The sequence below is a fragment of the Lysinibacillus sp. FN11 genome (assembly GCF_024628845.1).
Lineage (GTDB): Bacteria > Bacillota > Bacilli > Bacillales_A > Planococcaceae > Lysinibacillus > Lysinibacillus capsici.
On record NZ_CP102383.1, the window covers coordinates 2,077,204 to 2,096,461 of the forward strand.

At 37.0% G+C, this 19,258-nt stretch carries 29 protein-coding genes and 1 pseudogene; 6 read left to right on the forward strand and 24 right to left on the reverse strand.

Features of this window, described 5'->3' with window-relative positions; translation table 11 throughout:
* Positions 1-37: 37 nt before the first annotated feature.
* The 6 genes from NP781_RS11110 to NP781_RS11135 all read right to left on the reverse strand — a co-directional run bounded on the left by NP781_RS11110 (position 38) and on the right by NP781_RS11135 (position 6,193).
* Entirely contained in the window at positions 38-808 is a 771-nt protein-coding gene (locus NP781_RS11110; RefSeq protein ID WP_257522287.1) for a phage minor head protein, read from the reverse strand.
* Positions 801-2,141, reverse strand: a complete 1,341-nt coding sequence (locus tag NP781_RS11115; RefSeq protein WP_257522288.1) for a DUF1073 domain-containing protein — start codon at positions 2,139-2,141, stop codon at positions 801-803. Before NP781_RS11115 ends, NP781_RS11110 begins: the two co-directional genes overlap by 8 nt.
* Positions 2,142-2,147: 6 nt before the next feature.
* The gene (terL, locus tag NP781_RS11120; protein WP_257522529.1) at positions 2,148-3,608 is read right to left on the reverse strand and encodes a phage terminase large subunit; all 1,461 of its coding nucleotides are present in this window, start codon (positions 3,606-3,608) and stop codon (positions 2,148-2,150) included.
* A complete protein-coding gene (locus NP781_RS11125; protein WP_257522289.1) occupies positions 3,595-4,557 on the reverse strand; it encodes a terminase small subunit in 963 nt (320 codons plus the stop codon). The genes terL and NP781_RS11125 overlap by 14 nt, the downstream gene beginning before the upstream one ends.
* 127 nt (positions 4,558-4,684) lie before the next feature.
* Positions 4,685-5,239: a hypothetical protein gene (locus NP781_RS11130; RefSeq protein ID WP_257522290.1), complete on the reverse strand. Its 555-nt coding sequence runs from the start codon at positions 5,237-5,239 to the stop codon at positions 4,685-4,687.
* Positions 5,240-5,707: 468 nt separating this feature from the next.
* The gene (locus NP781_RS11135) at positions 5,708-6,193 is read right to left on the reverse strand and encodes a sigma-70 family RNA polymerase sigma factor (protein ID WP_257522291.1); all 486 of its coding nucleotides are present in this window, start codon (positions 6,191-6,193) and stop codon (positions 5,708-5,710) included.
* A 437-nt stretch (positions 6,194-6,630) separates the two neighbouring features.
* Between NP781_RS11135 and NP781_RS11140 the strand changes: the two genes are divergently transcribed.
* Positions 6,631-6,918 (forward strand): hydrolase, encoded by a 288-nt coding sequence (locus tag NP781_RS11140; RefSeq protein ID WP_257522292.1) that lies wholly within the window; start codon positions 6,631-6,633, stop codon positions 6,916-6,918.
* A 333-nt stretch (positions 6,919-7,251) separates the two neighbouring features.
* Entirely contained in the window at positions 7,252-7,374 is a 123-nt protein-coding gene (locus NP781_RS11145; protein ID WP_257522293.1) for a hypothetical protein, read from the forward strand.
* Between the two features lie 53 nt (positions 7,375-7,427).
* On the opposite strand, the gene NP781_RS11150 is transcribed toward NP781_RS11145, so the two are convergent.
* The 17 genes from NP781_RS11150 to NP781_RS11225 form a co-directional block, all read right to left on the reverse strand.
* Positions 7,428-7,859 (reverse strand): ASCH domain-containing protein, encoded by a 432-nt coding sequence (locus tag NP781_RS11150; RefSeq protein WP_257522294.1) that lies wholly within the window; start codon positions 7,857-7,859, stop codon positions 7,428-7,430.
* Positions 7,840-8,358, reverse strand: a complete 519-nt coding sequence (locus NP781_RS11155; protein ID WP_257522295.1) for a hypothetical protein — start codon at positions 8,356-8,358, stop codon at positions 7,840-7,842. Before NP781_RS11155 ends, NP781_RS11150 begins: the two co-directional genes overlap by 20 nt.
* An 11-nt stretch (positions 8,359-8,369) precedes the next feature.
* Positions 8,370-9,113, reverse strand: coding sequence for a hypothetical protein (locus NP781_RS11160; protein ID WP_257522296.1), 744 nt, complete (start codon positions 9,111-9,113; stop codon positions 8,370-8,372).
* A 2-nt stretch (positions 9,114-9,115) separates the two neighbouring features.
* Positions 9,116-9,661 carry a Holliday junction resolvase RecU gene (locus NP781_RS11165; protein WP_257522297.1) on the reverse strand — a complete coding sequence of 182 codons (546 nt, stop codon included), beginning with the start codon at positions 9,659-9,661 and terminating at the stop codon, positions 9,116-9,118.
* On the reverse strand, positions 9,651-9,839 hold the full coding sequence (locus NP781_RS25625; RefSeq protein WP_312130982.1) for a DUF6011 domain-containing protein: 189 nt from the start codon (positions 9,837-9,839) through the stop codon (positions 9,651-9,653). The genes NP781_RS11165 and NP781_RS25625 overlap by 11 nt, the downstream gene beginning before the upstream one ends.
* Positions 9,840-9,851: 12 nt before the next feature.
* The gene (ssb, locus tag NP781_RS11170) at positions 9,852-10,436 is read right to left on the reverse strand and encodes a single-stranded DNA-binding protein (RefSeq protein ID WP_257522298.1); all 585 of its coding nucleotides are present in this window, start codon (positions 10,434-10,436) and stop codon (positions 9,852-9,854) included.
* Positions 10,429-10,731: a DUF6877 family protein gene (locus NP781_RS11175; protein WP_257522299.1), complete on the reverse strand. Its 303-nt coding sequence runs from the start codon at positions 10,729-10,731 to the stop codon at positions 10,429-10,431. The genes ssb and NP781_RS11175 overlap by 8 nt, the downstream gene beginning before the upstream one ends.
* Positions 10,732-10,735: 4 nt before the next feature.
* Positions 10,736-11,743 (reverse strand): DnaD domain-containing protein, encoded by a 1,008-nt coding sequence (locus NP781_RS11180; RefSeq protein WP_257522300.1) that lies wholly within the window; start codon positions 11,741-11,743, stop codon positions 10,736-10,738.
* Between the two features lie 188 nt (positions 11,744-11,931).
* A complete protein-coding gene (locus tag NP781_RS11185; RefSeq protein ID WP_237898075.1) occupies positions 11,932-12,651 on the reverse strand; it encodes an ERF family protein in 720 nt (239 codons plus the stop codon).
* Positions 12,652-12,755: 104 nt separating this feature from the next.
* On the reverse strand, positions 12,756-12,914 hold the full coding sequence (locus NP781_RS11190; RefSeq protein ID WP_257522301.1) for a hypothetical protein: 159 nt from the start codon (positions 12,912-12,914) through the stop codon (positions 12,756-12,758).
* Positions 12,915-13,107: 193 nt separating this feature from the next.
* On the reverse strand, positions 13,108-13,242 hold the full coding sequence (locus NP781_RS11195) for a hypothetical protein (protein ID WP_255409617.1): 135 nt from the start codon (positions 13,240-13,242) through the stop codon (positions 13,108-13,110).
* 60 nt (positions 13,243-13,302) lie between these two features.
* On the reverse strand, positions 13,303-13,578 hold the full coding sequence (locus tag NP781_RS11200; RefSeq protein ID WP_257522302.1) for a hypothetical protein: 276 nt from the start codon (positions 13,576-13,578) through the stop codon (positions 13,303-13,305).
* On the reverse strand, positions 13,566-13,844 hold the full coding sequence (locus NP781_RS11205; protein WP_237898078.1) for a helix-turn-helix domain-containing protein: 279 nt from the start codon (positions 13,842-13,844) through the stop codon (positions 13,566-13,568). The genes NP781_RS11200 and NP781_RS11205 overlap by 13 nt, the downstream gene beginning before the upstream one ends.
* Before the next feature lie 134 nt (positions 13,845-13,978).
* Positions 13,979-14,287, reverse strand: coding sequence for a hypothetical protein (locus NP781_RS11210; RefSeq protein ID WP_257522303.1), 309 nt, complete (start codon positions 14,285-14,287; stop codon positions 13,979-13,981).
* A complete protein-coding gene (locus tag NP781_RS11215; RefSeq protein WP_257522304.1) occupies positions 14,284-15,006 on the reverse strand; it encodes a Rha family transcriptional regulator in 723 nt (240 codons plus the stop codon). The genes NP781_RS11210 and NP781_RS11215 overlap by 4 nt, the downstream gene beginning before the upstream one ends.
* Before the next feature lie 187 nt (positions 15,007-15,193).
* Positions 15,194-15,460 carry a helix-turn-helix transcriptional regulator gene (locus NP781_RS11220; protein WP_237898081.1) on the reverse strand — a complete coding sequence of 89 codons (267 nt, stop codon included), beginning with the start codon at positions 15,458-15,460 and terminating at the stop codon, positions 15,194-15,196.
* 71 nt (positions 15,461-15,531) lie between these two features.
* Entirely contained in the window at positions 15,532-15,765 is a 234-nt protein-coding gene (locus tag NP781_RS11225; protein ID WP_257522305.1) for a helix-turn-helix transcriptional regulator, read from the reverse strand.
* Positions 15,766-15,923: 158 nt separating this feature from the next.
* On the opposite strand from NP781_RS11225, the pseudogene NP781_RS11230 reads away from it, so the two are divergent.
* The 3 genes and pseudogenes from NP781_RS11230 to NP781_RS11240 all read left to right on the forward strand — a co-directional run.
* Positions 15,924-16,154: pseudogene (locus NP781_RS11230) on the forward strand (helix-turn-helix domain-containing protein); the annotation flags it as partial.
* Positions 16,155-16,378: 224 nt separating this feature from the next.
* On the forward strand, positions 16,379-16,573 hold the full coding sequence (locus NP781_RS11235; RefSeq protein WP_237898084.1) for a hypothetical protein: 195 nt from the start codon (positions 16,379-16,381) through the stop codon (positions 16,571-16,573).
* 332 nt (positions 16,574-16,905) lie between these two features.
* Positions 16,906-17,679 (forward strand): beta family protein, encoded by a 774-nt coding sequence (locus tag NP781_RS11240; RefSeq protein WP_257522306.1) that lies wholly within the window; start codon positions 16,906-16,908, stop codon positions 17,677-17,679.
* Between the two features lie 329 nt (positions 17,680-18,008).
* On the opposite strand, the gene NP781_RS11245 is transcribed toward NP781_RS11240, so the two are convergent.
* On the reverse strand, positions 18,009-18,818 hold the full coding sequence (locus NP781_RS11245) for a sce7726 family protein (protein ID WP_257522307.1): 810 nt from the start codon (positions 18,816-18,818) through the stop codon (positions 18,009-18,011).
* Between the two features lie 109 nt (positions 18,819-18,927).
* Between NP781_RS11245 and NP781_RS11250 the strand changes: the two genes are divergently transcribed.
* Positions 18,928-19,242, forward strand: coding sequence for a type II toxin-antitoxin system RelE/ParE family toxin (locus tag NP781_RS11250; RefSeq protein ID WP_257522308.1), 315 nt, complete (start codon positions 18,928-18,930; stop codon positions 19,240-19,242).
* Positions 19,243-19,258: the final 16 nt, after the last annotated feature.

Genomic DNA, 19,258 nt, shown 5'->3' on the forward strand with positions numbered 1-19,258 from the left:
ACTACGACTTTGTTCTTGTGTTACTGTTTTAAACAAATTAATCTTCTTCATCATCAAAAATAGGCAGTGCAATACATCGGCAATGAAAATCTTCACCCGGTAACCCAACAGAAGGTGGATCATCGTATGAAAATATCTTATCTTCAAGAATTTTATGAGAATCACGGACACGTTCATCCTTCGATGTTCTCCATTTAAATTTCATTACGCCCATATTCTGATGACGTTGTGCTGTCATCTGTCCAAATAATGTACCTGATTGATCTATAGCAATAAATTTAGCACGGCGTTGAGACATACCTATTTGCTCTTCCAATTGCTCACGAATTGTTTTGTAGCTACTGCCATCCCTTACACCATCATAAATAATCGATTCAATTTTTTCAGTATATTCATCACGGATATTTGTAATGTAGTCAACATTTTTCTGGATATTCTCTTTCATAAAAGGAGCAATCCATGTCTCTGTAGCCGTTAGGTCTATGCCTCGTACCCTTCCTTGCTGTTCCATATTGGTTTTATTCACTTTATTTATATTTTTCATAAAAGAAGTAGCAGCAATAATCACCTTTCGCTGTGAGTACACAATTGAAACAGCTTTTTTGATATGACTTGTCAATTTCCTAAAGAAATCAAATGGACCATCTTGCACATAATCTCGACTATCTTTCATCATTTCACTTTTTACTGAAGCATCGTATAACAAAAGAGTCGCCTTGCCCGCTTCTTGAACCAATTTATCTATAGAACGGAAATATGATGCAGCCACAACGTCAGGAAAACGAGTAGGTGGCACACGCTTAGCCATGTTGTCCATTTTCCTTCCAAGCATTGTATACTTCATTGGCCATACGCTGCCATTGTGCATCGTCACCGCTAAATTTGAAATCGTCAGAAACGCCGAACTGTCCGAAGCGGGTCTCTCTAATTTCATCAGAAGAGATAACACCATTAGATACATAAATCTGGTCTGTTTCTGCAACGATTTTACGGATTTCTGCATCTGTTTTAGAATCGACAGACCAAAGTGGATTAAATTTAATTTCCCATTCAACTGTATCTGGATTAATACGACCTCCAGGCTCTTTTTCAGCCCATAATAGCATTCGGATAAGATGTTCGAGAAGCGGCTTCATTTCATTTTCCTGTGCAGAAGTAATGCGTGCATAGTAATTCATAACATCGTACTGCGCACCTGTTAGTGTGCCAGCCTCTTGTCCTTTAATGACGCTCTTAGGCATACGAGCAGAAGCGGATATATAATCCCATACAAAGTCGAGTAAGTCCTTCATACCGGATACGGGAGTTGTTTGCTTTGTAAGTGTTTCTCCTTTAGCAATAAGAGCAATCGCCTCTGTTCTAAACATAAAGTCCAGTATCATCGCGAGCTCCTTCTTATCTTCTTTCGATAAGTTCTCAATGTCAGCAGACTCATACACTTTAAATGTGAAATCATGCAATATCTGTCCAACGGACCATAAGGATGTATCAAGTACTGTAATAGCATCATATAGTGTCTCTAACAGCGACATGCCCTGTTCTTCATCCTCTAAACGCCTTGTTTGGTCATGCAACACTCGAGAATAATGAACAAGTGTTTCTGTCTCTACGGCTTGTATCCCACTCCTAGATGCGCGGCTAATTCGTAAATTTTCCAACTTGCCATAGTTCTTATCAAATACATCATCATTGATTAAAAGCTCGCTTACTTTCATTGATGAGAATGGATGCAAGTAATCTATAGAAAGTAGACTATCTAACTTTAATGGATCTTGTAACTCGAATTTACTTCGCTGGGTAACGCCTAAGGAAATAAATCCATCACCACGCATACGTTCGTACATCCTCATTTTCTTAAAAGCATCTTTCGCTTTAAGGTCTGCTAATCGCGCCATTATATCTCGTGCAAGCTGGTCATCCTTCATACGTAATGTAAACCAGTGCCTTGTCATGTCCTCCGCTGGAATATCGACAATATTTTGTACTATTGGATTATCTGCATATAGGGCAGATATTTCAGCATGGGTTAACTTTCTGCGAATACCAGGTACTTGTCTAGTAAGCTTATCTTTAGCACCTGCTTTCCCATGACCTTGCATAAAATCCTCTTTGTACTGCTTAGCTACTTCGAGAACACTCAATCTTCATCACCTACCCATACCTAACAATTTTTTTGTTCTATCTAACAAGCTTGAATTATTCGTATATAGCTGATTCAGTGCTTGTGTCAATGCATCCACCATGTCATCATGAGCCCCATTAGGGAAGCTCACCATTTCCTCTATGACATCATTCACCCAAGGACACATATTCGGGTGAGGGAAATAAACGTTACCCGCTTCAAATAAAGGAGACACCGCGTTTGCACGTGCCTCCTTACCACCATCAGGATCAACTGGAATAATGCCACTGATTTCATCTTTTAATGTATCTATTACAGCAGAGCCGTTCGCTTTATCCTCAATATATTTACTTGTAGCTTTTGGCCATTTGTCAGTCATTGCGCGAATTGCTTTAACTGTATCTGGGAAGTTCATACGTTTGTGGTCCTGATCTAATAAGAAATACTGTGCCTTTTTTCGTGACCATACTTGGCCCGCAACAAAGTCACTACTTTCTGTTTTCTTAAATGTACAGTCCCAAGATTGAGCCATCTTTTCAAAGTGAATTGGTAATACTATGACATCATCACTTAGACCCCAATCCCGCTTCATTTGCTCGTCACGTACATAGTATTTAACCCATTCACGCTTAAAGATATTACCACCTGCAGGAGCGGGTCTTTGTTGGTAAAGAGACGCCCACGTTCGTGATCCAACCTCTGCCTTTTTATCCTCAGCCCATTTCTCATCAAAGCCGAGCTCTGGACATAACGGCTCGCCAATTTTACGGTTTAATAGATCATGTTCATCCTCTGCAATGGCAGGCAATCGCAAGCGCACCCATTTACGAGGGCTACGAGCAAGTAAACGGCCAATCAGATCATCCTCATGCCATCGAGTCATAATAACGATTACGGACGCACCATCATGTAACCGTGTAGACAACGTGGCTTCCCATTCATCCCAAATGCTGTCTCGTATCGTTTGCGACATAGCTTCTTTCATATTTTTGATTGGGTCATCAATAATCATCAAGTCCGCACCTTGCCCAGTAATAGAACCACCTATACCAGTTGAGATCATTCCGCCACGTCTGTATTGGATTCCCCAATCCTTTGTAGCTGCATTGGACTCGGATAATTGCACATTAAATAGATCATGTGAAAACTCATTAAACTTATTACGATTTAAACGACCAAACTTGGTTGCTAACCCATCAGAATAAGCAGCTGCTATTACCCGTTTATCAGGATTTTTGCCCAAATAAAAAGACGGAAACGATTCTGTTACCGTCATACTTTTACCATGTCGTGGTGGCATCTCTATTAATATAGATAACTGTTCACCATCGGCCACACGTTGGAGCACATCACAAATTAATTCAGTATGACGAAAGTGCTCATAATGGCCGTGATGTACATATTCAACATAATCACGGTAGAAGCGGCGTGCAAGTTCTTTGTCCGCTTCGTTTTCCAATGCGCTCATTTCCTCATCGCTTAGAATTAGCAATGGCTCTCAACTCCTCCGTCGTTAAATTACTTAAATCAACGCCTGTGGTGTTGCCACCTCCAGCACCTTTTGTTTCAGAACGTACTTTTGCAATGTCTACTTTTAATTTTTCTTCACGTAACCTTTTTAGCTGTTCATCACTTAATAAATCGGTGTACTTTGAAAGCATTGCAAGTGCTGCCATTTTGTCAGCAAGCTTCACACTGATACCATCCTTGCCTTTTTTGACCTCGGTTATGATCGTGCCATCTACCTCTGTGGCATCATGGAAGTGCACTGTATTTACCTTGTATGTCTGCATTCGTGGGTTTCCATCTTTATCTAAGATTACGCCCCCCATGCCATCTAGCATAGGCTCCTCCACTTCACGCATGCCGAAGTCCACAAAATCGGTGATGTCAGCAAATGCAATGTCGATGTACTTTTGTAAGACCTGGCGTGCATCCAGCATAATACCGTTTGCTAATTCTGCCTTCAATCGATGAATTTCCTTTCGAACCTTATCATTTCTTATCAATCGAGAGCCATTGCTCATCGCTGAAGCGTAGTCACATCCATACACTTTTTGGTATGCTTTCGTGGCATTCCAATACTTTGTGTAGTACAAACAAAAAAGCAACTGTTGACTGTTGAGACAGTCACTGGGGACGATTTCAAACTGTACAGTTGCTTGCGATTCCGCTTCTGGGATCGCTTTGCTCCGTTGCGTTTTTTTCGTTTTCTTTTTTACGGAACGTTCCGTATTTTTCTGCTGTTTTGATTGGAACGTTCCATTCGATTCCGCTTCAAGACGATCATCCCAGCTATCTTTGTTTTTCCACCCACGTACAGTTCCCTCAGATACATCAAGTTGCTCTGCTATATCCTTAAGCTTTATTTCACCATTATGGGCTTTGTAAATGTCATATGCTTGGTCACGTCTTGGATCTCTTGCTCTAGCCATATCTCATAATCACCACCACCTCCACATTTGATTGTTTATAAATCGCCTATATGCAATTGCTTTCCAAAATAAAAAACCACGATTTTTTTCGTGGTTTTTGATAAAATATAGTTTTTTAAAAATTAATTTACGGTAGTACATACATTACTGTTACTGCTGCTCCAAATGGAAGTGCCCCATCCCCTGTTACAATCCTTACAGATAATAGGTCACATTTATTTATAGCATAGTTAGCTGTTGTTGAACCACAACAATTGGGGTTTGCAGCAGTATTTGGCCCTGTTACTGATGCAATAACACCTGTTGAAATCGGGTCAGTAAAACCACAGCTTCTACTAATAACTACTTCAACTGTTACTGTATCTGCAACTGTTAATGGATTATCACGTACATTTAAAACTAATCCAGTTATAATTGCGTTTTCTGGTATAACAACCGTATTTCGCGGGAATAGCGCGGACGCGGTACCTAATCCTAAATATTGACCATTTGCTATTGCTTCATCTGTTGCTAAATAAATTTCACACACTCTTGCGTTATTAATTGGTGGTGGTGGAGTTACTCCATTCATTTCTGGTATACATGGTGCTTTGAATCTAAAGAAACACTGATTTTTTTCACAACCGCACATATTGTTTGCATGGTGGTGATTCCAAGCTTTATTACAATTTCTACATCCCATTTTTAAAATCCCTCCTTGTTTTTACTACACTATTCAATTAGGGATAAAGGAAATAGACAATTATACTATGTACAATTCATTTAGTTAGTTTTTTATAATAATACAAAAGACCACTAATAATTGTGGTCTTTTAACAAGGGGATAAAAAAATGTGTTTAAATAATTCTAGTGGTTACTCAAGCCACTTCTACATCCTATTCCTCACAAGACGTTTCTCATAGGTAAAAGCCTATGGCATATACACAGATTATGGTTCTAAATAGTGCATTACCGCGAACTTTATTGTTAGTTAATTGAATTTAATGGAAAGTGGACAAAAGTTCACATGAAAACCACTTCTTTATTATTAATTAAGACATCTAATCACTTAAAAAATATAGGCTGGCCGTTGGTCTGTTTTCCTCTAATATTTAGGTTTTTATAAATACCAAGGGAGGAAAACCTTATCGCACCGTCCTGCCTCCCATTTTACATTGCAAATTTTTCGTAGGTCAAAATAGTACTTATTTGGCTATTTTGGCTAATCTGGCTAAAAATGATTTGTTTCTTTAACCGCACATAATCTTTAGATGCTGATAGATGTTCAGCGATTTGTCTGTACGTCATTCCATCAAGTAAGCAATCATAAATGGTTTTAAGTTGTTCATCGTCAATTAGATTGTAAGCTACCTCTAACGCGTATACATAAGTACGTAGCTTTTCTAATCGCGCTATCTGACCACGTTCACGTACATCCATTCTTTTAAGCTCTTCTACGCTACGAATCAAACTCCCTTTTGGCATTGCTGCATCTATTCCATACTGAGCTACCCCCCAAGAAACCATTGAGCTTGAACTACCATATAAAACTCTTTCTAACCGATTAATTTCTTTCTTCCAGAAACGATAGTTTTTCACTAGATAATCAATGTCTGCCTCTGACCATACTTCTTTTACTGTTTGAGCTGTTAACATAGGTTTGGCCTCCTAAGTTGTGTTATAATGACTTATCTGTGAGGCCATCAAAGGGCATAAACCATTTCTAGCTGTAGTGTGAGTCGACGCTACGGCTTTTTTCTTTTTCAAAAATATCTCGAATATACTAAACCTAGAAGTTTGGTAAGTATAATTATTACCAAACTTTTTCATTAAATTTAAGTAAATATTAGTTTATTGTAGTGTATAAAGATACTTAGTTTATTCTGCGTTTCATATTAACTTTTAATTACAAAATAGTTATAAAATAACATTAGACTATTAACTATACACAAATATTTATATTTGTTCTGTACTTTATTTATAAAATTATTTATTGCAGAATAGACAAATTACCAGCCAATTTACAATTCTTTTCATAGATTAAGAATATAAGGTTACGATACCTTAAATCTATTATGAAAGGAGGGTATACGATGAGTGTTAATAGAAATCCAGCAGCTAGAAAAAAATGCTCCTCTTGCAATTCAAGAGTAAGCAACGTTTCAAATGAGAGCAATCGTTGCATAGGCTGTGCTTGTGACCAATTAAGAGATTTAAAAGTTAATTCTCGAGTTAACATCTTTTTAAAGAGTGGTAGAGAATTTAATAATGTAAGATTTCTTTCCTTAAACAATGAAGATTGTTGCGCATATTTTCTAGATGGCTCTAGAACTCTAGTTGTAAACTGTAAAGATATTGAAGCTATTCTATTACCAGTATAGTAGTTTTAATTTTAAAGAAGTCTATTCTTCTATGGGTAGGCTTCTTTTCTCCAAACAAAGAGTTTTAAATTTAGCCTACATTAAGACATAACTTTTTATTTTTCCAAAGGCAATAAACTATAAAACCCAAGTTACCTAAGCATATGAATAGTAGTGTTAAGCTAAACTAGTTTAACAGGAACCTCCTGAATTGTTACTTAGGGTCACTCACACTCAGTGACCCGTTTTTAGTTTATTTACTCAAAATGTTCAATAATTCATATTAACAATGTAATTTGTTCCATTGAGCAACCTATTGTATAATATAATTAACAAATATTAGGGGGTTCTGGAATGAGTTTATTCGTTGCTTCTACCTTTGCAATGATTGCTTTAATCATTGCTTTACTTAATGACATGAAGATTAAGAAATTAGAGAAACGTATCAAAGAACTTGAAAAAAGCAAATCGAATTAAACACACTACTATTTTTAGATGGGAATCCCATCTTTTTTACTGAACAATTTCTTTCACTTGCTCCCATCATCCCAATTCCACAAGCTCAATTGTCCTTTAGCTGGCACTGGCTCAAGTAAAACTTTCATTGTTTTCAGCTCCCATGCATATCGACCATCCATAAAATCACCAAAGTACAGTTCATCACCTTCTAATTTTTTTCCGAATTCCATGCCTGCAGCACTTAACTCGTTCGGTATCAAATGGCATTCAACTAATTCTGCAGTAGCAACGACAACTCCAAGTGGTAAATCTTCATTTTTAATTCCATGTCTTTGAAGCGCTCTCTTAATTGGCGGATATTCACAATATTCCTTATCCATTGTTTTACCAGCATGGATAGCAATTGGACCTCGATATTTCGTCTGCCAGCTACGTGTCTCGAACCGCTTCTCACCTAAAGCAATAAGAGTAGCCCAAGGTTGTTTAATTGTGATTGCTCTCATTTGTGTTCTCCTCTAATTCGTCTTTGTAGACCAAAAGACGTGCGGGTTTGTAACCATCAAAATGACTAGTTAGCATATCCACTCTCCGATTTTGGGTATATCCACCTTTGGAAAGTTTCTCTGTTAACTCACACCATTGTGGTCCAATGACAGCAAGTAAACCTTCGTCTACAACTTGTAGTGTGGCATTTGAAATAATTCGTACATGCTCCCACCTTTTTGGATATTTTCGTGTCAATTCTTCCTCTGTAAAGTCGATTACTTTCATCGGCACTAAATCTAAGTAATCTACAAATGAACTTTTACTTCGGGACCAAACATGGGTATCAAATTCACCTGATCTGCAGCCATTAACAAAACATAATGATCCCTTTGGTAGATTTCGCTCTGATTTACTTCCTTCAAATCGGACAACTGGTGCAGAACTTGCTTGTAAAAACCATGGGCGTTCTAGTTCTTGCTTTCGTAATTCATCACGAAAACTTAATTGCTCATTCATTTCAGTCCCTCCTAAAATAAGCTCAACTGCTCATATTCTTGTTTTTTGGTAGGCACGTGCACAATTTCAGGCTTATCGTGCACCATCTCTATCGATTTTTTTACCTTTTTCGGCTTATCGTTCACCATAAACGCTTCTAGTAAGGTTCTTAATTTAACTTTTTTAATAGCCTGTAGATCCTCTCCTACTAAAAGCACGCTACTTATGACCATTTTATCTACAGGTTCATTTCTTTGAATTGATATGCAACCATAAAAATTCTCTATCACCGTTGCCTGCACACCATTTTCATAATGTTTACGTTTTATAATCGATGCGTCTATAATTTCTACAATGTCACCCACCTCAAATATGGTAGCTGTGTCTTTTGCTGATTCTTCAAGAGACACAATACGCTCAAAACATTCCGTACGTTTATATGCGCCAATCGGAGGACCATCTGGACGATGCTTAAAAAACACACTGTAGTAACCATCTGCTCGTGGCTCCGTAATGATGTATTCTTCGTCAATTTGATAAAAATGTGAGGGTGGTTTCACTACACGAGCCAAATATTTATTAAGTACTCGTCCTGGTGCATCAATAGCAACATCCACTAGCTCAAAGTGATTCTCTTGGTAGGCCCCAAATTGAGACCCAGGTCTAGGGAAGCGGCTAGCACAATATGCATGACCGCCATGTGGGAAAAGATAGTAAAGTTCACCTTTTGTAAGATTAGTAGAGCCACCAGTATCAACACATTTTCCCTGTAACATCCTCACCACCTACTTTCGATAAATGGCAGCAAGTAGTGCAAAGTATAGCCATCCATCGATACAGCTTCGCTTGCATGTTCTTCAAATGTTGCGAGTGGAATCGATTTACGCCCACCACTTTGAGCTGTCTGCCAAGCCGCTTGAAGCGGTGGAAATGGTAAGCGATAGTATTTATCCAACTCGCTGAAATACACAAGTAGAAAAGTGATAGCGCCTTTTTCGTACCAGGAGCGGAGCAATTCGTATTGATGATCATGTAAGTTTTGGAGTGGAAAACTTTTGCCCTTCGTTTCCTTTGCATCAAATACCACTGCTGTTCCATTACAGACACCTGCATAGTCCACCCATTCAGGCTTTTCCTTCCGTCCTTCTACTTGGGAGCCTTTATCTTTTGTAATTTGTACAGGCGTTGGAATTTTACGAATGTCAGCTAATCCCGCATTACGATATTTTGTGTTGGCCATATCAATGACACGTTCTAAAAACTTGCCACGGTCAGCATGTGTTACTGATTTCGCACGCTGCTTCGTTGATTGATTATAAAACATTCTGCGCCCTCATTTCTTCATGATTTTCTGCCTCTAGCACGTCAAAAATGGTGAGCTGGTTCTTCAAAAACTCTTGCTCAAGATCATTCAAGTGCCGCTTCCAGCAAGTAACCCCATACTGTCTTACAATGGATTCTCCATTTTTTAAGGGTCTGTTGCATCTTTTACAACGCCTCATCCTATCAGCCTCCTAAAATGGCAAATCATCATCAGACACTTCTATCGGTCCTCGACTATTCGCAAATGGGTCCTCATCTACTCTTGTATAGCTAGATTGATTCATAGGCGGCTGATTTTGCTGATAAGCACCTTGCCCTGGCATAGGACCACCGAATTGTTGCTGTGATTGCCCGCCGGCATAGTTTGGCTGTTTGTTGCCGTAAGCTTGTCCGCCATATTGAGGTTGTTGCTGTTGTGATGAATATGAATTAGGCTGCTGTTGACCACTAGCTTGACTACGTGACTCTAAAAATTGGATACTGTCCGCTACAACCGTTGTGGTATACACCCTTTGTCCATTCTGATCCTCGTAACTATGCGTTTGAATACGACCTTCTAAACCAATCAGTGCCCCTTTGCGCTGATAGTTTGCTAGATTTTCAGCTGCTTTACGCCATGCTTGGCAGTTAATAAAATCTGCATCACGCTCACCATTTTGATTGGCAAATGTACGGTTAATGGCTACTGTGAAGCGGCATGATGCTATACCGTTCGGTGTGTAACGTAACTCAGGATCTTTTGTAAGACGGCCAACTAATACGACACGATTAATCATTGTTTGAATCCTCCCTTTTTGTTGCGATGCCAGCATGCACATTGTTTTCTAAATATCTAAGTTGTTGCATTGCATAATCGGTGCAGTTGCTGTCACTTAACCGCTTCTGTACGTCTTGTAGGACTGGAAGGGGGAACTGATACTCACTGACAAGCTGGTTAATACGCTTCGCTACTTCATCATGTGTCACTGCCCGTACCAGTGCTTGGTCAGTGCCATTAGTAAAAGTACCTTTTGCCTGAGCAACCCTGGCGAAATGTTTCCGTAATTTCATATGCTCTTCATGGCTGCTCATAGCGTTATCCCTTCCCTAGCATTTCTAAGATTTTTTGGCGCTCAGCTTCAAAATCCATGGTTGATGTTGATTCGGTTATATCATTTGGAACAGCGTCATGCCGATTATCAAACCATCCTGGAACAACCTCTTCACGTCTATTTTTTTGCTGATAATACTTTTTTGTCTGATTACGTTGCTGCTTGTTTGCTTGGATTTGTTGATTCTTCCACTGCAAGTCTGCTGCCTCTACTGCTTCCAACGTGAAGAGTTTCTTGTTATACCAATCTTTTAAAATGGTCTCGACATAACCCCAGTTTGTTTTTCCGTTCAGCACAGCCTTCTCCATCGCGTGTATAACTAAAGGCTCTGATAGATCATTTATCCATTGGTCAATTTTGAAAAAGATTAGAGATCCTAACGCTCCAAAATGATTCTGCTCATAAAACGCAAATGCATTCTGTGTAGGAGGAGCAGTTTGGTTCTCTGATGCTGTGGATGCAGGTGGCTCCTTTTCATCATCATTATTATTAATTAATCTATCAGTACTTAGTAAATCAGTACTTGGTATATTAGTATTTAGTAGTCCTTGATTTTCCACTAATGGTTTTTCCACTCGTGGATCTTCCATGGATGGTTTTTCGGGGTATGGTTCTACCATAGGTGGATTTTCCATGGATGGTGAATCAGGTAATGGCTGTTTGTCTATAGGTTGCTCCTGCTCCCCATCAAGCTGCGGAACTTCATATACCACCGTGACCCATTCAAATTTTCCGTTTTTGCCACGGCGCCTTTCCTTTTTGACATAGCCGTATTTCTTTAATTCCTTCAACCCTGTATCAAATGATGTATCACCATCCGTGGCCCATTGTGTAAGTTCGCTGTTATGAAATGTCCAATCATCTGGTTTAGAGAGCATAAAGACATGGATGGCTTTTGCTTTCCAACTTAATTTCGTGTCATAAAGCGATGTATTGTTAATAACTGTATAATCTTTGTTTTTGACTACTCTAACGATGTTTTTACTCTCCATCAGTTAAACCTCCTATAGAAATCTACCTGTTCTTTCACAAATGGCGAAGCTACCCTCTATTTTGATAATTTTGTAATCTTGATAGCTCTGCCACATGTAGCGGCGTATTAGGCGATATAATTCCTTTTCATCGTCTGCCGCCTGTTCAAAAATCCACTGTGGTAACAACACTCTGTGCGGTACAGAATTCATTGAGGCACTTGCATCTTGATAGCACGTAAATATTGAATTAAGCTATCCGCTTCTTTCACTGTTAATAAATCCGAATTCTTATCAGGAATTTTGCACCTCTGCATAGCACCGTTATAAACTGTGTTAGGATCGGAACCATATGCTGTGGCAACTTCACTCAACAATTTTGCTATTTCATTGAACTGTTCCTGAGTCCTTAAACCTGTGTGATTAGGTTGATTTTTTTGTTGCTGTGGCTGACCACTGTTATTTGGTTGCTTTGGAGAAGCTTGATTCATATATTGATAATCATTACCGCTCGCTCCATTTGCATCATCATCCTTCTCGGTAGCCAGTCCTAACATAGCCGACAAGCTATAGCGCTTCATATAAGTAATCTGACCACCGAAATCTTGCATGCTGTTGGCAGCTGGGAATTTGAGTGGATAAGATTTCACATACTCTCCTGATTCATGCAGGAATATGGTTTCTACACAAGCCATTGTTAAATTCCCTTCAACGGTTGTATAGCTGTTCTGAATGATGGATAAATGATTTTGGACAAATATTGGTCTGACAGCATCTAAAATGCCATTGAGATCCGTGTATTCAAACGTATATGAACCACCATTTTTGGTGCGAACATTTACTTTTGCATTATGTTTTGGTGTTTGAATAGTAGCCCATGCTTTAGCTAATGCTGCCGAAATGTTTACATTACTCTCGGAAAAAAGCATATTCTTCCTCCTAGTTAGTTGATTTTTTGAAGTCTTGGGCGTAAAATACAAAGTAACTATTTTTGCAAATATTTTTTCAAACCACTGCCGCAAACAGTGGTTTTTTACTTTGTATATGCTTGTGAATAAAGAGTGGAACGTTCTGCAAATTTCAATGTCACAACTTCCCCATCTTTAGCGACGCCTTCAAGCCCTGTGTTTTTAACTTGTAAAAATCGAAATTCTTTTTGATCTGATAAACGCTTGAAGTACACAATACGCATTTCAATCACCTACTTTCTGATGGAATCCCATCAAGCAGCCTATAACTGCAAAGCAATCCGTCAAGGGGAGGAACGGGTTATAGACTGCTTGACGAGAGCGAGTCGAAAATCGCAAACGTGAGGATATATGTTATAATTATTGAGACTAAACTTAGATCTGCTGTTTAATCGCTCCAACGATTAAGCAGCTTTTTTATTGCCAGCAAGCAATAATGATTGGTACGCCAATAGCAACCATGACAATTCCGCATTTCACACAGAACTCCTTATGTTCTTGATCCCGGCCGTCATCTGGCATATACAAATAATTCACTAGCCATTTCACCATGCTGACCACCACTTCCCTACTGACACTAAGCGTTCTTGCAATGACAAATTACTCCATTTATTAACTTTTAATATTTTCATTAGCAAGTTTCTTCACCACCTTTAGGGAAATACCTCGCCTACTAAAATCTTGAATTAAACCACCAAAATTTTTGTTATCTTGTAGCTGGATTTCTAAACGTCTGATAGCATGTTCTGCCTTTTTAATCCGCCAAGCACATTCAGCTGCTAAGTTGTATGTACCGTGCTGTCTATGAAATGCCATGGCTCCTTGTAAATCCTCAATGCATGCTTTCTTTGCGGCTATCTCTAACTCTAATTTCTTTACATGATCCAATTGAAAATTCCTCCTCCTATAAACATTGGTACTGTCTGTAAAAACTGCACTGCTGCATCTGCGCTAAATAATGCTGCTACTACTGTGTCTTGAGAATTTGTAATAGCTGCTGCTCGAGCTAAAAATTTAGCTTCACAAGCAATGAGATTTTGCTCAATTCGACTAATCGTAGATTGCGTAGTATGCATAAGCTCCGCGAAGGCTTCCTGCGATAATTTTGCTTTCTTGCGGCACTTTCTGATTAACTCTCCAACATCTACATGCAATGAAATCACCTCCTTATGCAGAAAGTGCATATTATGCTTACCACGCATGGTTTCTCTATTAAGTTATCTTTATAGTTGAGATATGAGATTGTTTGCCCCAATCTCTTCTACATACCTGTCCGGGTAGTTATTTTTTAGTAATCTTTATTCAAAATTTCATCGAGCACTTTAGCTGTAGGTTCTGCTAACCAAACTCGTTTGTATCTTGAACCTAGTTGTCTTTGGTGCTCCCTAATTCGAGGATCGCAAAGAATATATTTTTCTAATGACGCTTTACTAAATCTAGTTTCTCGAACTAGATCATCGATATCCCAATACAGTGTTCGTTTCCTAATGGTGGCTTGTACTATTTGGTCGTACCTTTCTAATAGTTCTTTTTTAGTAAGACCAGCGTTCTCGAGTACCAATTGAGTAATATCTGTATCATTTTTAATCACAGTCACTTGGCACCACCTTCAACAAGTTTTAACGCTTGTTGGTTGTACGCGTTAATTTCCATTCTCAGCGTAGTAGATGGCTGCCACATGGAGATAAATTTGATACTTTCAGCAAAACGTGTTTTAGGAATTTCTCCATACCTCGGGACTTCAAAATGATTCTTGAAATCTCTCCAAAAAGCTGAAAATACTTGACGGCTTATTTTTTTGTATGCATTCGATTCTTTACCACCTAACGCGGCGATCACAACTTCACGACCACGTTTGCTGATTTGAGATTCTTGATTGCCATCAATACGCATCGTGACAACAAGGTTTTGTACAGTTTCTTTAACTTCAACAACTTCCATTTGGATGCTCTGCAATTGCTTCCGCGTATTTAACGCTGATTCAAGCGCTAATGTGATAGGATCTTGTGATAGTTGCTTTTCAATATGTTGCTCCATTTCATTGAAGCGTTCGATGTATTTAACCGCGAATTGTGTGCCCTTTTTGCCAGTCATACGAGTGCCATATAATTCGCACCCCTTCTTAGTTAACAAGAAGCAAGGTTGCTGCTTGTTTTGACTATTTGTATAAGTAGATTCGATGAAATAGGACTGGGGTAAATTCCCCTCTCCTAATTGAGCAATAATGCGTCTCAGATCTTTCAAGACTTCGTTATGGTCACGCCCGACCATTTCTGCAACTTCTGTACTCGGGATATTCCTTGATAATTGATTCATTTTGAGACCTCCTTCTCTAATACTATTTATTATAGAAATTGGCGTTTTGACATTTTTGGAATTAACTTGCTTATTATCCTGATGTATTCTGATGTATCTAACTTTTTTTACGAGTTTGACCTATCCAACGAAGTATATTTAACTTTAAAATTGGAAAAAAGGAGACAACCTCAAGTCAAGAACTTTTTTATAAGTCTGGGAACAATTCAAAAAATGGTGTTTCTAGAACCTGTTCTAGCTTCATTGAAAGCTCTATATTTGGATTAGCTCGTCCAACCTCTAAATGACTAATCAGAGCAGTTGAACAACCAATTAATTTTCCGAGTTGTCCCTGTGAAAGACCCTTGGCTTTTCGTTCAGCAATCATTCGTTCGCGTTTAGAACCTTTAAGATTTCGAAATTGCTGTGAAGGAAACTGCTCTTTGCGTTTCTTTTTACGCTTTGATTTAGTCATGCTCACACCCCCTTTCGTTGTTGGATTAGCGTTGCTACCGCTTCGTGAGCTATTAGGATGAATAAAATTTCTCACGAAATAGCAGGTCGTTTTGTACAAGAACCTTGTACATTATAACCAAATAAAAAGGCTACATCTTCTTCTAGAATTTTCGAAACAGCCAAAGCTACTTCCAACCTAGGTTTTGAGTATCCAGTTTCCCAATTAGAGATAGCAGCTTTACTAACAGTTTTAAGCAAATTTGCTAATTCGGCTTGAGTAAGTTGTTTCTTTTTTCTAGCAGAAATCAAATTCAAGTTTTTCATTCAGTACAACCTCCTTTGTATGAATAACTTGTACTTAAATAATAACAACAAGATTCTCATACGTCAATACTTATTGTATGACTTTTTTGTACTTTTAGTTTTCATTGTGCACAGATCATAAATAAATAGTACAATTTACTTGTACAAGGAGTGATTTCATGTTGGACCATCGTTTGAAAATAGCCAGAAAAGCAAAAAAAATGACACAAGAACAATTAGCAATTAAAGTTCAAACAACTAAAGGTACCATCAGTAATTATGAGAATGGGCACAGTACTCCTTCTAATGAAATGCTTGTACTTTTAGCAAATTCATTAAATACGACAACTGATTACCTACTAGGTAATACAAATAATCCTGCCCCCTTTCTCAACAAGAAAAAGACGAAGCTGAGTTCCAGGCTTTCGCCAATAACCCTACCCTTGAAAAATGGTACAAAGAATTGCCGAAATCGAAGGAAGAGGATTTGGAGAAGCTTCGAAAGATGTGGGAGATTTTGAAGGATAATGGTGAATTGTAATAAATTCAGTTACTACTTAGGGTGAACACGTATGCTGAACTTTATGGAAACATAAAGAAAGGACCGCATAAAGGCGATCCTGATAACAAATTGATGGCTGCAAGAGCATTCGCTGATGATACAGTTTACGGTGCTGTAAGTAACTTCACAAAAGAGGGTGACGCTATGGATAAATTCTTAGGAAACCATAAGTCATCTCTTGCAAACACAGAGTTATATGGAGCAGTAAGTCGAGTTGCATCTGCATTTGATAACAGCGCAGTTGGTATTATAATGCCCACTCTATAAGTAATTATAGAGAAAGTACTGGGTGAATTCAAAGGAAACCTAAGGCAAAATGCTATGGCAACTTTGAGCCAAGCTGACGAATCCTTTTACGTAGTCAGAAGGTGCAACGCATAGGTATTGAGTAAGGAAACAATAATATACCCACGAGCGCCCAGCACCTAAGTATATTAAATTTTCAATCTAAAGGACATGATAATATCATGTCCTTTAATAGCACTACTATTGGAAGTATTATTCATTTATGTTTTATATTATTTTTTTTACAAATTACATAGGTATATTTACGCAAGCAATAGTATCTATAAAATAATTAAATTAAGTGAGGGATTAAGATGTATGTACCTATTATGAAAAATCGTGATGAAGAAGTACGAGTAATTCAGACAATGAACGGATATTTCAATGACTCTATTATACCGATGATAGAGATTTATAGAGACTTTTATTTAACGCGATATAAAACCGATGAAGCAGGTAATTATGTATACGAAAAAAAACCAAATAGCAATAGGAAATATAAAATCAAATTACCTCCAACTGATGATGATATTATCACGTTGAAAAGAATAGAAGAATTTTTAAATGGTAAAAAGGCATTTATTGATTTTTTTAAATTTTATGCAAATGAATATGATGATAGTAGATCATTTAGTAATGTTGAACTATCTATTCATTTAAGTAGAGATTTTTCCTACTATAAAACCAGAATGCTAGAGATAGGAGATTATAAAAACTTAATACCTGTTATCTCAATTAAAGAAGGATTTAACATCAGTGAATTTGATTTGATACAATTAATTAAACAATTAAGAGATTCTAATTCAAGTATCGCAATAAGGGTCACTGACGGTGTTTTTGAAGAATTTGAGGAAGTTTTTGAAGAGTATTTGACAGAAAATGATTATCTTATGTTAGATATAAGAAATCAAAATATTGATTCAAAGTTTATAGAATTAGAGGACTTTCGCGATTTTGAAACTACTGCAAAAAAAATATTATTAAATTCTCCTCGATCAAGACAATTAAAAAATGGTGATTATGAACATCTTGAATTTACAAAAAAATCAATAATAAGGCTTCTATCCTATATAAACGCTATAAACTAGATGGTTTTGGTGATTTCGGTGGTTTAAAAGATGACTTACCTATTGATGGAGGTGGCGGTGGTACAGGAACAGCATTAGCATTAATCTACTGTAAAAGTGATAATGCCTTCTATTCCATTAAACATGATGATTCAAGTATCGGTGTCAGAGGGTATAGATTTGTAAGAAATGATGTGCTGTTTAGACGCTGGTATTTCGATTCTAGTAATGCATGTACTGCAATGAACAAAATTGAACAAATGCAAGTTAAATTTGGAAACTGGGCCACTTGGAATAACATAACATTAACTAGATATATACAAGAGCAAGCAACTAAATAGTATACCTAATTATAGGTATACTATTTCTGGTGTTATATTATTTTTGAAGAACCATTGATAATCTATTTCTAATATATCTGAACTATGCTCTACAAGATACTCCCACTTAGATTGAAATTTATTTTTTAAACAAATTTTAAAGTTTTTATTAATTTCTTCATTATCGACAGTATTAAGTATTCTTTCAATCATATCATCTTTATTTTCTAAATAAGGACATGTAAAATATGTGGATAACTCTCTTTTAGTTAAAATCGATAATTGAGCAGATGATGAAATATTATTAGACTTTTGGGCGGTTCTAGTTTTTTTAAAGATATATCTTCCATTTCTTGTAATACGGTATGTGTAAATTCCACACTCTTTTGGAGTATAATTAATCATATTATCAACATTATTTATTGAACATATAATATACACCTTTTCGAAAACTTTGAAATAATCATCCAATTGCTGTTTTAATCTTTGAGGTGTATCTAAATCTGTTTTTATTTCAAATGCAGTACTAAATGTGCTAATTTTACATAAATCCAGCCTGCTCTGCCCTACATTTAATTCAAAGATAGATACATGATTTCTAGTTTTAAAAAGAATATTATTAATAAATGTTGATTTTACTGCAGTTTCATTAGGGTAATTTTGTAACAAAAAGGTATTTAGAAATTCTCTTGCTGTCATATTAAAATTTTCTTTATCTATTGGTAGTTGCCCATTAAATATTTCTAACAACTTTTCTTCAATTAATGCTTCACTCAGAATTGTAGAGTATTGATTTGAAAGTGACTGGGCGTATTCAAAATAAGTATTTTTTTTAAACATTATATATACTCCTATCTAAGACAATTATATTACATAGTGTGAATGTCAGTCTATAATCCTTAGAAGAATAGATATTATTGTTTATAAAATTATTAAAAGGAGGTTCCAAATGAATATTTCTTATAATACAGGTAAATTAGAAAAAGTTTTAACTAATGAACGTTTAATAAAAAGAGAATATACACAAATTTATAAAAACCTTATAAATAGATTGTCCGAATTACGTGCAGCAAATAATTTAGAACAAATCCCTCATATCCCTCCACCACGTAGACATAAGTTAAATGGAGATTACGAAAATTGCTGGGGTATAGACGTTTCTAAAAACTTTAGAATTATTTTGCAGCCTACAGGCGATTGGAATGAATTAGATTTAAAAACAATTACTTCAATTGAAATTTTAACAATAAGTGACTACCACTAAGAAAGGAGGAAGATCA

Excerpts from the sequence above, each read along its gene's own strand:
- NP781_RS11195 (WP_255409617.1), bottom strand. The coding sequence starts at position 13,242 with ATGGTGAAATGGCTAGTGAATTATTTGTATATGCCAGATGACGGCCGG.
- NP781_RS11160 (WP_257522296.1), bottom strand. The coding sequence starts at position 9,113 with ATGTTACAGGGAAAATGTGTTGATACTGGTGGCTCTACTAATCTTACA.
- NP781_RS11155 (WP_257522295.1), bottom strand. The coding sequence starts at position 8,358 with ATGAATGAGCAATTAAGTTTTCGTGATGAATTACGAAAGCAAGAACTA.
- NP781_RS25625 (WP_312130982.1), bottom strand. The coding sequence starts at position 9,839 with ATGAGGCGTTGTAAAAGATGCAACAGACCCTTAAAAAATGGAGAATCC.
- NP781_RS11180 (WP_257522300.1), bottom strand. The coding sequence starts at position 11,743 with ATGGAGAGTAAAAACATCGTTAGAGTAGTCAAAAACAAAGATTATACA.
- NP781_RS11215 (WP_257522304.1), bottom strand. The coding sequence starts at position 15,006 with ATGAATCAATTATCAAGGAATATCCCGAGTACAGAAGTTGCAGAAATG.
- NP781_RS11245 (WP_257522307.1), bottom strand. The coding sequence starts at position 18,818 with ATGTTTAAAAAAAATACTTATTTTGAATACGCCCAGTCACTTTCAAAT.
- NP781_RS11130 (WP_257522290.1), bottom strand. The coding sequence starts at position 5,239 with ATGGGATGTAGAAATTGTAATAAAGCTTGGAATCACCACCATGCAAAC.
- NP781_RS11250 (WP_257522308.1), top strand. The coding sequence starts at position 18,928 with ATGAATATTTCTTATAATACAGGTAAATTAGAAAAAGTTTTAACTAAT.
- NP781_RS11190 (WP_257522301.1), bottom strand. The coding sequence starts at position 12,914 with ATGCGTATTGTGTACTTCAAGCGTTTATCAGATCAAAAAGAATTTCGA.
- NP781_RS11140 (WP_257522292.1), top strand. The coding sequence starts at position 6,631 with ATGAGTGTTAATAGAAATCCAGCAGCTAGAAAAAAATGCTCCTCTTGC.
- NP781_RS11165 (WP_257522297.1), bottom strand. The coding sequence starts at position 9,661 with ATGTTTTATAATCAATCAACGAAGCAGCGTGCGAAATCAGTAACACAT.
- NP781_RS11145 (WP_257522293.1), top strand. The coding sequence starts at position 7,252 with ATGAGTTTATTCGTTGCTTCTACCTTTGCAATGATTGCTTTAATCATT.
- NP781_RS11185 (WP_237898075.1), bottom strand. The coding sequence starts at position 12,651 with ATGCTTTTTTCCGAGAGTAATGTAAACATTTCGGCAGCATTAGCTAAA.
- NP781_RS11240 (WP_257522306.1), top strand. The coding sequence starts at position 16,906 with ATGTATGTACCTATTATGAAAAATCGTGATGAAGAAGTACGAGTAATT.
- ssb (WP_257522298.1), bottom strand. The coding sequence starts at position 10,436 with ATGATTAATCGTGTCGTATTAGTTGGCCGTCTTACAAAAGATCCTGAG.
- NP781_RS11235 (WP_237898084.1), top strand. The coding sequence starts at position 16,379 with ATGGCTGCAAGAGCATTCGCTGATGATACAGTTTACGGTGCTGTAAGT.
- NP781_RS11220 (WP_237898081.1), bottom strand. The coding sequence starts at position 15,460 with ATGACTAAATCAAAGCGTAAAAAGAAACGCAAAGAGCAGTTTCCTTCA.
- NP781_RS11175 (WP_257522299.1), bottom strand. The coding sequence starts at position 10,731 with ATGAGCAGCCATGAAGAGCATATGAAATTACGGAAACATTTCGCCAGG.
- NP781_RS11125 (WP_257522289.1), bottom strand. The coding sequence starts at position 4,557 with ATGGCTAGAGCAAGAGATCCAAGACGTGACCAAGCATATGACATTTAC.
- NP781_RS11135 (WP_257522291.1), bottom strand. The coding sequence starts at position 6,193 with ATGTTAACAGCTCAAACAGTAAAAGAAGTATGGTCAGAGGCAGACATT.
- NP781_RS11110 (WP_257522287.1), bottom strand. The coding sequence starts at position 808 with ATGGCTAAGCGTGTGCCACCTACTCGTTTTCCTGACGTTGTGGCTGCA.
- NP781_RS11150 (WP_257522294.1), bottom strand. The coding sequence starts at position 7,859 with ATGAGAGCAATCACAATTAAACAACCTTGGGCTACTCTTATTGCTTTA.
- NP781_RS11225 (WP_257522305.1), bottom strand. The coding sequence starts at position 15,765 with ATGAAAAACTTGAATTTGATTTCTGCTAGAAAAAAGAAACAACTTACT.